The following is a 12842-nucleotide window of genomic DNA, read 5'->3' as shown; positions in this document are numbered from 1 at the left end:
CCGACGGCCCTAGCCGTCAAGCGGGTCATGCTTTATTATCCAGCATCTTTTTCAGACCATCGAGAGGCGTGCGGCCCCACACGCGGGCAGATGGCACGCAGGAAGCCCGGACTAATAAGATGGCATTGAAATCCCCCGCGTTTCGTAAAAAATTCCCGTTGCTCGTCACCGGCGGTCTGCTGGCGATGCAACCCCTGGCCACGTCGTACGTGGTGGCTGCCGAGCAGTTCGACTGCCAAGTTTCCGCTGCCGGAGGTTGGGACTGCAAGCCCAAGACCAGCACCGCGAACCTGCCACCACGCCCTGTGCATGACGGTGCGGCGGTCAGCTCGACCGGCGAAACGCCTGCCCAGAGCGCTGACGGCAGTGCCGAAGCGGCGGGCAAGGGCCCAGCACTCGTCACCGAAACCAAGGGGCGCGGCCTGAAGGCACGCAGCGCCGACTACAGCCATCTGGACTGGGTACCACGCGATCAGCTGACCCCTGCCCAGCTCGCCGAAGCCGGCCCGTATTGCTCCGGTGCCTACATCGAGCCAACCCGTCCGGGCATGGATGACACCACGCCCAAGGACGAGTCGCCGACCTTCATCGGTGCCAAGGTATCGCGCTACCAGCAGGAGCAGCAGATCGCCACCCTCGCCGGTGACGTGGTGATGCGCCAGGGCAGCATGCAGGTCGAGGCCGACGAGGCCAATCTGTATCAGGCCGAGAACCGTGGCGAACTGAGCGGCAACGTGAAGATCCGCGACAACGGTTCGCTGGTGGTTGGCGATCACGCCGACATCCAGCTCGACACCGGTGAAGCCAAGGTCGACAACGCCGAGTACGTGATGCACAAGTCGCGTATCCGAGGTAACGCGCTGTACGCCAAGCGTGCCGAAAACGCGATCATTCGCCTCAAGGACGGTACCTACACCACCTGCGAGCCGAACAGCAACGCCTGGCAGCTCAAGGGCAACAACATCACGCTGAACCCGGCCACCGGTTTCGGTACCGCGACCAACGTCACCTTGCGGGTCAAGGATGTACCGGTGTTCTACACCCCGTACATCTACTTCCCGATCGATGACCGGCGCCAGTCCGGCTTCCTGCCGCCATCGTTCAGTACCAGCAGCGACACCGGCTTCATGCTGGTCACGCCGTACTACTTCAACCTGGCACCGAACTACGACGCCACCTTGTATCCACGCTACATGGCCAAGCGCGGCCTGTTGATGGAAGGCGAGTTCCGCTACCTGACCAAGTCCAGCGAAGGGCAGTTCGGTGGTGCGTGGCTGAATGACGAGGAGGACGAGCGCAAGCGCCAGTCCGACTACAAAGAAAAGCGCTGGATGATCAACTGGCAGCACAAGGGTGGCCTGGACGAGCGCCTGATGACCGAGGTCGATTACACCAACATCAGCGATCCCTACTACTTCCAGGACCTGGAAACGGATCAGCTCGGCGTAGAAAGTACCGACTATATCAACCAGCAGGGTGCGTTGACCTATCGTGGCGACAGTTACACTGCGCGGTTGAATATGCAGGACTACAAACTGGCGACTATCAGCCAGATCACTCCGTATGGCCGTCTGCCCCAGGTTACTTTTGGCGGCAGGCTACCCTACCATCCCGGGGGCCTGGACTTTGCCTACAGTACCGAGTTCGTGCGTTTCGATCGTGACTTGCGCGAGGGTAACTTCGTAGACAAGGACGACCGCTCCGCGCCGTGGTATGACACCCGAGTATCCGGCCTGGCGCGTGCCAACGGCGACCGGATCAATCTCGCTCCTAGCATGAGCTTGCCGCTGAACGCCTCTTATGGCTACGTCAGACCTTCGCTGACATATGTCTACACCAATTACCAGCTGGATCTGGACCAACGCGGCAAACAGACACTTGCAGCAGATGAACAATTCAATAGTTCACAAGATCGAAGCGTGCCCATTTTCAGCGTCGACAGCGGTCTGTACTTCGACCGCGACACGCAGTGGTTCGGCAAGGACTACCGCCAGACACTGGAACCGCGCCTGTTCTACCTGTACGTCCCATACAAGGACCAGACGGACATTCCGGTTTTCGATACCGGCGAATCGACTTTCAGCTATGCAACCTTGTTCCGCGAAAACCGCTTCAGTGGTACAGACCGAATCGGCGACGAAAACAAACTGTCGTTGGGTTTGACAAACCGCTGGATCGAAGACAACGGTTTCGAACGTCAACGTTTGAGCGTTGGCCAGGCGCTGTACTTCAAGGATCGCAAGGTTCAGTTGCCACGTATCGATTACCGCACGCGCAACGACGCGCAATCCGACGTCTCGCCCTACGCGCTGGAATATCAGTTCCGCTTCAACCGCGACTGGCGCGTGAACTCCGACTTCAACTGGGACCCGGATACCCGCAGTACGCGTTCCGGCAGCGCCATGTTCCACTACCAGCCGGAAGACAACGTCAACAAGATCGTCAACCTGGGTTATCGCTATCGCAACGACGGGGTTCGCTACGATCAGAGCACCGGTCGCTGGCTGGTGGGTGGTGGCGACTACGGCACCCCGGGACAACCTGGCTACGTGAAGGACTACTACAAGATCCAGCAACATGACTTCTCCGTCATGTGGCCGATCGTTCCGCAGTGGACTGCAATCGCCCGTTGGCAGCACGACTACAACCGCAACCGCACCCTGGAAGCCATGGGCGGTTTCGAGTACGACAACTGCTGCTGGAAGCTGCGTCTGATCAACCGCTACTGGATCGATTACGACGAATACAGCCAGGACGCACCCTCCAACGAAAAAGGCGACCATGGGATCTTCCTGCAGATCGTGCTGAAAGGCCTCGGTGGTGTAGTGGGTAAAAAGGTCGAAACTTTCCTCGACGAAGGCATTCAAGGTTACCGTGCACGTGAAGACCAAGCTTATTGATTGTCTGCGCCCGCTGATGCTGGGCGCTGTATTACTGAGCAGCACCGCGCACGCCGCGGTGCAGACCCTGGACAAGGTGGTGGCCATCGTCGACAACGACGTGGTCATGCAAAGCCAGCTGGACCAGCGCGTGCGCGAGGTTGAACAGACCATCGCCAAGCGCGGCGGCGCCACACCTCCGCCCGGCGTGCTCGACCAGCAGGTGCTGGAGCGCCTGATCGTGGAAAACCTGCAACTGCAGATTGGCGATCGTTCCGGCATCCGCATCACCGACGAAGAGCTCAACCAGGCCATGGACACCATTGCCCAGCGCAACGGCATGAACATGAGCCAGTTCCGTGCGGCCCTGGCCCATGACGGCCTGTCGTTCGATGACGCCCGCGAGCAGGTCCGTCGCGAGATGATCATCAGCCGCGTGCGCCAGCGCCGGGTAGCCGAACGCATCCAGGTTTCGGAACAGGAAGTGAAGAACTTCCTCGCCTCGGACCTGGGCAAGATGCAGTTGTCCGAAGAGTTCCGCCTGGCCAACATCCTGATCCCGACCCCGGAAAGCGCCAACTCGGCGGCTATCCAGGCGGCTGGCCAGCAAGCGGCCGCGATCTACCAGCAGCTCAAGCAAGGCGCCGACTTCGCCCAGCTGGCGACTGCCCGTTCGGCCAGCGAGAACGCACTGGAAGGTGGCGAGATGGGCTGGCGCAAGGCCGCCCAGCTGCCCCCTCCTTTCGATCGCCTGCTCAGCACCATGGCTGTGGGTGACGTGACCGAGCCTGTACGCACACCGGGTGGCTTCATCATCCTGAAGCTGCAGGAAAAGCGCGGCGGCCAGACACAGCTGCGCGACGAAGTGCATGTTCGCCACATCCTGATCAAGCCAAGCGAAGTGCGCAGCGAAGCCGCCACCCAGCAACTGGCGGAAAAGCTCTATGAACGCATCAGCGCCGGCGAAGATTTCGCCGAGCTGGCGAGGAGCTTCTCCGAAGATCCGGGTTCGGCGCTCAATGGCGGCGACCTCAACTGGGTCGATCCGAACGCACTGGTACCCGAGTTCCGCGAAGTCATGGCCAGCACCCCTCAGGGTCAGCTGTCCAAGCCGTTCCAGACCCAATACGGCTGGCACGTACTGGAAGTCCTGGGTCGTCGCTCCACCGACAGCACCGAACAGGCACGCGAGCAGCAAGCCATGAACGTGCTGCGCAACCGCAAGTACGACGAAGAGCTGCAAAGCTGGCTGCGTCAGATCCGCGACGAAGCCTATGTTGAAATCAAGCTTCCTGGCGCCGACCAGGCAGCCCAGTGAAACACCAGCGCTTCGCCCTGACACCCGGCGAGCCGGCCGGCATAGGACCAGACCTGTGCCTGCTGCTCGCCGAGCATGCCCAGCCCCACCCCCTGATCGCCATTACCAGTCGTGACCTGCTCGTCGAGCGGGCCGCGCAACTGGGCGTGACCGTCACGCTGCTGCCTGTCAGCCCCGACGCCTTCCCGGATGCGCCTGCCCCTGCGGGCAGCCTGTACGTGTGGGACACGCCGCTGGCAAGCCGGGTAGTCGCCGGGCAGCTGGACAAACGCAACGCCGCCTTCGTACTGCAAACCCTGACCCGTGCGGGCCAGGGCTGCCTTGACGGGCACTTTGCCGGGATGATCACCGCGCCCGTGCACAAGGGCGTGATCAACGAAAGCGGCATTGCGTTTTCCGGGCATACCGAATTCCTCGCCGAGCTCACCCACACCGCGCAAGTGGTGATGATGCTTGCCACCCGCGGGCTGCGCGTGGCCCTGGTGACCACGCACCTGCCGCTGCGCGCAGTGGCCGACGCCATCACCGCCGAACGCCTGGAGCGGGTCACGCGGATCCTGCATGCCGACCTGCAGAGCAAGTTCGGCATCGCCCAGCCACGCATCCTGGTGTGCGGGCTCAACCCGCATGCGGGTGAAGGCGGCCACCTGGGCAGCGAAGAAATAGACATCATCGAACCGACATTGGCGCGCCTGCGCAGCGAAGGCATGGACCTGCGCGGCCCGTTGCCTGCCGACACCCTGTTTACCCCCAAATATCTGGAGCACTGCGACGCAGTGCTGGCGATGTACCACGACCAGGGCCTGCCCGTGCTCAAGTACAAGGGCTTCGGCGCCGCCTTGAACGTTACCCTGGGCCTGCCGATCATTCGCACATCGGTGGACCACGGCACCGCCCTGGACCTTGCCGGCACCGGCAGGATCGACACCGGCAGCCTGCAGGTCGCACTGGAAACCGCCTACCAGATGGCCGAGACCCATTTATGACCGAGCAATACCAACACAAGGCGCGCAAGCGCTTCGGCCAGAACTTTCTGCACGACGCCGGCGTCATCGACCGCATCCTGCGCTCGATCAGCGCCAAGGCAGGTGAGCGCCTGCTGGAAATCGGTCCGGGCCAGGGCGCCCTGACCCAGGGCCTGCTCAACAGCGGCGGCCAGCTGGATGTGGTGGAGCTGGACAAGGACCTGGTACCGATCCTCAACCAGCAGTTCGCCGACCGTGACAACTTCCGCCTGCACCAGGGCGATGCGCTCAAGTTCGACTTCACCAGCCTGGGCGCCGCGCCGCGCAGCCTGCGGGTAGTCGGCAACCTGCCATACAACATTTCTACCCCACTGATCTTTCACCTGCTGGCCAACGCCGAGCTGATCCGCGACATGCACTTCATGCTGCAGAAGGAAGTGGTCGAGCGCCTGGCCGCCGGCCCGGGCGGTGGCGACTGGGGCCGCCTGTCGATCATGGTGCAGTACCACTGCCGCGTGGAACACCTGTTCAACGTCGGCCCGGGGGCGTTCAACCCACCGCCCAAGGTCGATTCGGCCATCGTGCGCCTGGTGCCCCACACCACCCTGCCGCACCCGGCAAAGGACCATCGCCTGCTCGAGCGCATCGTGCGCGAAGCGTTCAACCAGCGCCGCAAGACACTGCGCAACACCTTGAAGGCCCTGCTCAGCAGCGACGAGATCGCCGCCGCCGGTGTCGATGGCAGCCTGCGCCCCGAGCAACTGGACCTGGCCGCCTTCGTGCGCCTGGCCGACAAGCTGGCCGAACAGCCGCAGTAACACCTGATAACGGCCGGTCATGCCCGCATGACTGGCCGGCAACCCCGCCGATAGCCTAGACTGATGCCATTGCCGTATTCGCGTCTGTTGCCAAGGCCCTCTTGAATGTCCGATCCCCGCTATCAGGTCGACGTCGACGTCGTCACCCGCTTCCTCAAAGAACATTCCGATCCCGAAAACGACCGCTTTGCCTTTGCCTACACCATTACCGTGCACAACAACGGTTCGGTGGCGGCCAAGCTGATGTCGCGTCACTGGCTCATCACCAATGGCGATGGCCAGGTGGAAGAGGTCAAGGGCGCCGGGGTGATTGGCCAGCAGCCGCTGATCGAGCCTGGCCAGAGCCACACCTATAGCAGTGGTGCCGTGCTCAGCACCCAGGTGGGCACCATGGAAGGCAGCTATCAGATGTTCGCCGAGGATGGCATCCGTTTCGAGGCCCCGATCAAGGCGTTCCGCCTGGCCGTACCCGGGTCGCTGCACTGATGGCGGTGTATGCCGTCGGCGATCTCCAGGGCTGCCTGCAACCGCTCAAATGCCTGCTCGAGCGGGTGAACTTCAACCCGTCGGTCGACCGCCTGTGGCTGGTCGGCGACCTGGTCAACCGCGGCCCCGAGTCGCTGGAAACCCTGCGCTATCTGTACGCCATGCGCGACTCGCTGGTGTGCGTGCTGGGCAACCACGACCTGCACCTGCTGGCCGCCTGGCACAACATCGAGCGCCTGAAGAAAAGCGACACCCTGCGCGAGATTCTCGACGCCCCGGATGCCGACGAACTGCTCGACTGGCTGCGCCGACAAAAGCTGCTGCATTACGACGAGCAGCGCGGCGTGGCGATGGTGCATGCCGGCATTCCACCGCAGTGGACCCTGGGCAAGGCGCTGGAGCTGGCTGGCGAGGTCGAAGAAGTGCTACGCGATGACAATCGGCTCAAGCTCTATCTGGACGGCATGTACGGCAACGAGCCGAACAAGTGGAGCAAGAACCTGGGCGGGGTTGAACGCCTGCGGGTCATCACCAATTATTTCACCCGCATGCGCTTCTGCACCGCCGAGGGCAAACTGGACCTCAAGGGCAAGGAAGGCGCCGACACCGCCCCACCCGGCTACAAACCGTGGTTCGCCCACAAGGGCCGTCGCTCGCGTCACGTGAAGATCATCTTTGGTCACTGGGCAGCCCTCGAGGGCCGCTGCACCGAGCCAGGCGTGTACGCACTGGATACCGGCTGCGTGTGGGGCGGTGCGATGACCCTGTTCAATGTCGATACCGGCCAGTACCACCGCTGCGATTGCACCGAAGAAGGCACCGTACGCCCGCTGGCCAGCCCCGTGCAACCGGCTAGAATAGCCGATCAATCCTGAAGGACCCGCCCATGAGCGAATTCAAACGTATCCCTCCAGAGCAGGCTCAGGCGCTGCGTGAGCAAGGCGCCGTGGTGGTCGATATCCGCGACCAGCCCACCTTTGCCAACGGCCACATCACCGGCGCCCGCCACCTGGACAACCAGTCGGTCGCCGATTTCATCCGCGGCGCCGACCTCGACGCCCCTACCGTGGTGGTCTGCTACCACGGCAACTCCAGCCAGAGCGCGGCCGCGTATCTGGTCAGCCAGGGTTTTTCCGACGTCTACAGCCTCGACGGCGGCTTCGAGCTGTGGCGCGCCACCTTCCCGGCAGAAACCGCCCAGGGCTCTGCCGAATAATTTTTTTGTTGGCCTGCAGCCCGCGCCCTGCGCGGGCTCGCGCCAGACCAGACGAACGGTCGTGGCGAACTAATCGCCCAACCGCCCTTGACCTCGCCGATTACCAACTATCCTTAAGCCCAGGCCATCCAAAAAGGGGAGAGCCGGTACACCGGCGTGCGGGTCATCGGTAAGGTTCCAAGGGTGTTCTGGGGGGTATACAGCAGGCGGCAGTGCCGTCTGCATGCCAGCATCAACTGATCGATCCGACGTCGGCTCCACGTATCGAGCGAGGTGACGTCATGAGTATTTTTAGCCACTTCCAACAACGTTTCGAGTCCACCCGTCAGGAAGAGCTCTCGCTGCAGGAGTATCTTGAGCTCTGCAAGCAGGACCGTAGTGCCTATGCGTCGGCGGCCGAACGCCTGTTGATGGCTATTGGTGAGCCGGAACTGGTCGACACGTCGAACAACTCGCGGCTGTCGCGGATCTTCTCCAACAAGGTGATCCGGCGCTACCCCGCCTTCGAAGACTTCCATGGCATGGAAGAATGCATCGACCAGATCGTTTCCTACTTCCGCCATGCCGCACAGGGCCTGGAGGAAAAGAAACAGATCCTCTACCTGCTCGGCCCGGTGGGTGGCGGCAAGTCGTCCCTGGCTGAAAAACTCAAGCAACTGATGGAAAAGGTGCCCTTCTACGCCATCAAGGGCTCGCCGGTGTTCGAGTCCCCGCTGGGGCTGTTCAACGCCACCGAGGACGGCGCCATCCTCGAAGAGGACTTCGGCATCCCGCGCCGCTACCTGAACACCATCATGTCGCCCTGGGCGACCAAGCGCCTGGCCGAGTTCGGCGGCGACATCAGCCAGTTCAAGGTGGTCAAGCTCTACCCCTCGATCCTCAACCAGATCGCCGTGGCCAAGACCGAGCCGGGCGACGAGAACAACCAGGACATCTCGGCGCTGGTGGGCAAGGTCGATATCCGCAAGCTCGAGGAATTCCCGCAGAACGACGCCGACGCCTACAGCTATTCGGGCGCACTGTGCCGGGCCAACCAGGGCCTGATGGAATTCGTCGAGATGTTCAAGGCACCAATCAAGGTCCTGCACCCGCTGCTCACCGCCACCCAGGAGGGCAACTACAACAGCACCGAGGGCCTCGGCGCCATCCCCTACTCTGGGATTCTGCTGGCCCACTCCAACGAATCGGAATGGCACAGCTTTCGCAACAACAAGAACAACGAGGCGTTCATCGACCGGATCTACATCGTCAAGGTGCCGTACTGCCTGCGCGTGAGCGACGAGATCAAGATCTACGACAAGCTGCTGTTCAACAGCTCCCTGGCCAAGGCCCACTGCGCACCCGACACCCTGAAGATGCTGGCCCAGTTCACGGTGCTGTCGCGCCTCAAGGAGCCGGAGAACTCGAACATCTACTCCAAGATGCGCGTGTATGACGGCGAGAACCTCAAGGACACCGATCCGAAGGCCAAGTCGATCCAGGAGTACCGCGACTCGGCCGGTGTCGACGAAGGCATGAACGGTCTGTCGACCCGCTTCGCCTTCAAGATCCTGTCCAAGGTGTTCAACTTCGACCCCCATGAAATCGCGGCCAACCCGGTGCACCTGCTGTACGTGCTGGAGCAGCAGATCGAACAGGAACAGTTCCCGGCCGAGGTGCGCGAGCGCTACCTGCGCTACCTCAAGGAATACCTGGCACCGCGCTACATCGAGTTCATCGGCAAGGAAATCCAGACCGCCTACCTGGAGTCCTACAGCGAATACGGGCAGAACATCTTCGACCGTTATGTGCTGTACGCCGACTTCTGGATTCAGGACCAGGAGTACCGCGACCCCGAAACCGGCGAGATCCTCAACCGCATCGCCCTCAACGAGGAGCTGGAGAAGATCGAGAAACCGGCTGGCATCAGCAATCCGAAGGATTTCCGCAACGAGATCGTCAACTTCGTGCTGCGCGCGCGGGCCAACAACAACGGCAAGAACCCGACCTGGCTGAGCTACGAAAAACTGCGGGTGGTGATCGAGAAGAAAATGTTCTCCAACACCGAAGACCTGCTGCCGGTCATCAGCTTCAACGCCAAGGCGAGCAAGGAGGACCAGCAGAAGCACAACGACTTCGTTACGCGAATGGTCGAACGCGGCTACACGGACAAACAGGTCCGGCTGCTCTCGGAGTGGTACCTGCGGGTCAGGAAATCGCAATAAGCGGCAAGCGTCAGGCTGTCAACTGCAAGCCCGGAGTATACGCCGGGCCTGCAGCGACAGCGCTGCCCATCTTGAAGCTAGAAGCTTGAAGCTTGCAGCTACTGCCTACTCCCGGAGGGGCCTATGAGCTATGTGATCGACCGACGCCTGAACGGCAAGAACAAGAGCACGGTCAACCGCCAGCGCTTTCTGCGGCGTTACCGTGACCACATCAAGAAGGCCGTCGAAGAGGCCGTGAGCCGTCGCTCCATCACCGACATGGAGCATGGCGAGCAGATCAGCATTCCTGGCAGGGATATCGACGAACCGGTACTGCACCATGGACGCGGCGGCAAGCAGACCGTCGTACACCCGGGCAACAAGGAATTCACCGCCGGCGAACATATCGCGCGTCCGCAGGGCGGCGGTGGAGGCGGCGGCAAGGGCAAGGCCGGCAATTCCGGCGAAGGCATGGACGAGTTCGTCTTCCAGATCACCCAGGAAGAGTTCCTCGAGTTCATGTTCGAAGACCTCGAGCTGCCCAACCTGGTCAAGCGTCACCTGACCGGCACCGACACCTTCAAGACCGTGCGCGCGGGCATCAGCAATGAAGGCAACCCCTCGCGCATCAATATCATCCGCACCCTGCGCTCTGCCCATGCGCGGCGCATTGCGCTGTCGGGCAGCAGCCGCGCCAAACTGCGCGCCGCCCAGGAAGAACTGGCACGTCTGAAGCGTGAAGAGCCAGACAACTTCGGCGATATCCAGGAAATCGAAGGGGAAATAGAACGTCTGAGTGCACGTATCCACCGCGTTCCCTTTCTCGACACCTTCGACCTCAAGTACAACCTGCTGGTCAAGCAGCCCAACCCCAGTTCCAAGGCCGTGATGTTCTGTCTGATGGACGTGTCCGGCTCCATGACCCAGGCCACGAAGGACATCGCCAAGCGCTTCTTCATCCTGCTTTACCTGTTCCTGAAGCGAAACTACGACAAGATCGAGGTGGTGTTCATCCGCCATCACACCAGCGCGCGCGAAGTGGATGAGGAAGAGTTCTTCTATTCCCGCGAGACGGGCGGCACCATCGTCTCCAGCGCCCTGAAACTGATGCAGGAAATCATGGCCGAGCGCTATCAGGCCAGCGAATGGAACATCTACGCGGCCCAGGCTTCGGACGGTGACAACTGGAACGACGACTCGCCCATCTGCCGCGAGATCCTCACCAAGCAGATCATGCCGTTCGTGCAGTACTACACTTACGTCGAGATCACCCCTCGCGAGCACCAGGCCTTGTGGTTCGAATACGAACGCATCGGCGAAGCCTTCGCCGATACCTTCGCCCAGCAGCAGCTGGTGTCGGCCGGCGATATCTACCCGGTCTTCCGTGAACTCTTCCAGCGCAGGTTAGCCACATGACCGCCAGAGAGCAGAAGCGCCAACCCCTTTCCACCGGGTCCGAGTGGACGTTCGAGCTGATCCAGGCATACGACCGCGAAATCAGTCGCCTGGCCGAGCGCTACGCCCTGGACACCTACCCCAACCAGATCGAGGTGATTACCGCCGAGCAGATGATGGACGCCTATGCGTCGGTCGGCATGCCGCTGGGCTATCACCACTGGTCATACGGCAAGCATTTCCTGAGCACAGAAAAATCGTACAGTCGCGGCCAGATGGGCCTGGCCTACGAAATCGTGATCAATTCCGACCCCTGCATCGCCTACCTGATGGAGGAGAACACCATCTGCATGCAGGCGCTGGTGGTAGCGCACGCGTGCTACGGGCACAACAGCTTCTTCAAGGGCAACTACCTGTTCCGCACCTGGACCGACGCCAGCTCGATCATCGACTACCTGGTGTTCGCCAAGCAGTACATCACCCAGTGCGAGGAGCGCCACGGCATCGACGCGGTGGAAGACCTGCTGGACTCCTGCCATGCCCTGATGAACTACGGCGTCGACCGCTACAAGCGGCCCTACCCGATCTCCGCCGAAGAAGAGCGTCGCCGCCAGAAGGACCGCGAAGAACACCTGCAAAAGCAGATCAACGACCTGTGGCGCACCATTCCCAAAGGCACCGACAAGTACAACGAGAAAGACAACGCGCGCTTCCCGGCCGAACCGCAGGAAAACATCCTGTACTTCATCGAGAAGCACGCCCCGCTGCTCGAACCCTGGCAACGCGAGATCGTGCGCATCGTGCGCAAGATCGCACAGTACTTCTACCCGCAACGCCAGACCCAGGTGATGAACGAAGGCTGGGCGACCTTCTGGCACTACACCCTGATGAACGACCTGTACGACGAGGGCCTCGTGACCGAGGGCTTCATGATGGAGTTTCTGCAGTCGCACACCAGCGTGGTGTTCCAGCCAGGCTTCGACAGCCCCTATTACAGCGGCATCAACCCCTATGCCCTGGGTTTTGCCATGTACCGCGACATCCGGCGCATGTGCGAGCACCCCACTGAGGAAGACCGCCGCTGGTTCCCCGAGATTGCCGGCAGCGACTGGCTGTCGACCATCAAGTTCGCCATGAGCAGCTTCAAGGACGAGAGCTTCATCCTGCAGTACCTGTCGCCCACGGTGATTCGCGACCTCAAGCTGTTCAGCATCCTGGACGACGACCAGAAGGACGACCTGCTGGTACCGGCCATCCACGACGAAGCAGGCTACCGCACCATCCGCGAGATCCTGGCCGCGCAATACAACCTGGGCAACCGCGAACCCAACGTGCAGATCTGGAGCATAGACCGGCGTGGCGACCGCTCGCTGACGCTGCGTCACCAGCAACATGACCGCAAACCGCTGGGCGACTCCACCGACGAGGTGCTCAAGCACCTGCACCGCCTGTGGGGCTTCGACATCCATCTGGAGACCCTGCAAGGCGACCAGGTGATGAAGACCCACCACGTCCCCCCAAAGGGCGAACACGGCGAAGGTGACTACGGACGGCTGGACCTGGCTGTCGTCCACCTGTAGCC

10 protein-coding genes are annotated in these 12842 nt (G+C 61.7%); all 10 read left to right on the top strand.

Features of this window, described 5'->3' with window-relative positions:
- The first annotated feature begins 119 nt into the window (after positions 1–119).
- The 10 genes from V9K84_RS24235 (at position 120) to V9K84_RS24190 (ending at position 12840) form a co-directional block, all read left to right on the top strand.
- A complete protein-coding gene (locus tag V9K84_RS24235) occupies positions 120–2900 on the top strand; it encodes an LPS-assembly protein LptD (protein ID WP_088514303.1) in 2781 nt (926 codons plus the stop codon).
- Complete coding sequence (locus tag V9K84_RS24230; RefSeq protein WP_088514312.1) at positions 2881–4197, top strand: peptidylprolyl isomerase; 1317 nt, start codon at positions 2881–2883, stop codon at positions 4195–4197. Before V9K84_RS24235 ends, V9K84_RS24230 begins: the two co-directional genes overlap by 20 nt.
- Positions 4194–5183 (top strand): 4-hydroxythreonine-4-phosphate dehydrogenase PdxA, encoded by a 990-nt coding sequence (gene pdxA / locus V9K84_RS24225; protein ID WP_088514302.1) that lies wholly within the window; start codon positions 4194–4196, stop codon positions 5181–5183. The genes V9K84_RS24230 and pdxA overlap by 4 nt, the downstream gene beginning before the upstream one ends.
- Complete coding sequence (gene rsmA, locus V9K84_RS24220; RefSeq protein WP_088514301.1) at positions 5180–5980, top strand: 16S rRNA (adenine(1518)-N(6)/adenine(1519)-N(6))-dimethyltransferase RsmA; 801 nt, start codon at positions 5180–5182, stop codon at positions 5978–5980. The genes pdxA and rsmA overlap by 4 nt, the downstream gene beginning before the upstream one ends.
- A gap of 105 nt (positions 5981–6085) precedes the next feature.
- Complete coding sequence (gene apaG / locus V9K84_RS24215; RefSeq protein ID WP_043863754.1) at positions 6086–6466, top strand: Co2+/Mg2+ efflux protein ApaG; 381 nt, start codon at positions 6086–6088, stop codon at positions 6464–6466.
- A complete protein-coding gene (locus V9K84_RS24210) occupies positions 6466–7341 on the top strand; it encodes a symmetrical bis(5'-nucleosyl)-tetraphosphatase (RefSeq protein ID WP_088514300.1) in 876 nt (291 codons plus the stop codon). The genes apaG and V9K84_RS24210 overlap by 1 nt, the downstream gene beginning before the upstream one ends.
- Before the next feature lie 11 nt (positions 7342–7352).
- Positions 7353–7682 (top strand): thiosulfate sulfurtransferase GlpE, encoded by a 330-nt coding sequence (gene glpE / locus V9K84_RS24205; RefSeq protein ID WP_088514299.1) that lies wholly within the window; start codon positions 7353–7355, stop codon positions 7680–7682.
- 281 nt (positions 7683–7963) lie between these two features.
- Complete coding sequence (locus V9K84_RS24200) at positions 7964–9886, top strand: PrkA family serine protein kinase (RefSeq protein ID WP_043863751.1); 1923 nt, start codon at positions 7964–7966, stop codon at positions 9884–9886.
- Between the two features lie 123 nt (positions 9887–10009).
- Positions 10010–11281 carry a YeaH/YhbH family protein gene (locus tag V9K84_RS24195; protein WP_043863750.1) on the top strand — a complete coding sequence of 424 codons (1272 nt, stop codon included), beginning with the start codon at positions 10010–10012 and terminating at the stop codon, positions 11279–11281.
- Positions 11278–12840: a SpoVR family protein gene (locus V9K84_RS24190; RefSeq protein WP_043863749.1), complete on the top strand. Its 1563-nt coding sequence runs from the start codon at positions 11278–11280 to the stop codon at positions 12838–12840. The genes V9K84_RS24195 and V9K84_RS24190 overlap by 4 nt, the downstream gene beginning before the upstream one ends.
- Positions 12841–12842 lie beyond the last annotated feature (2 nt).

Origin of the sequence: Pseudomonas sp. AE27 (assembly GCF_037113495.1) — a bacterium.
GTDB classification, from domain to species: domain Bacteria; phylum Pseudomonadota; class Gammaproteobacteria; order Pseudomonadales; family Pseudomonadaceae; genus Aquipseudomonas; species Aquipseudomonas palmensis.
Note: the sequence above shows the minus strand (reverse complement) of the source record. Positions and strands in the feature narration are given on the sequence as shown.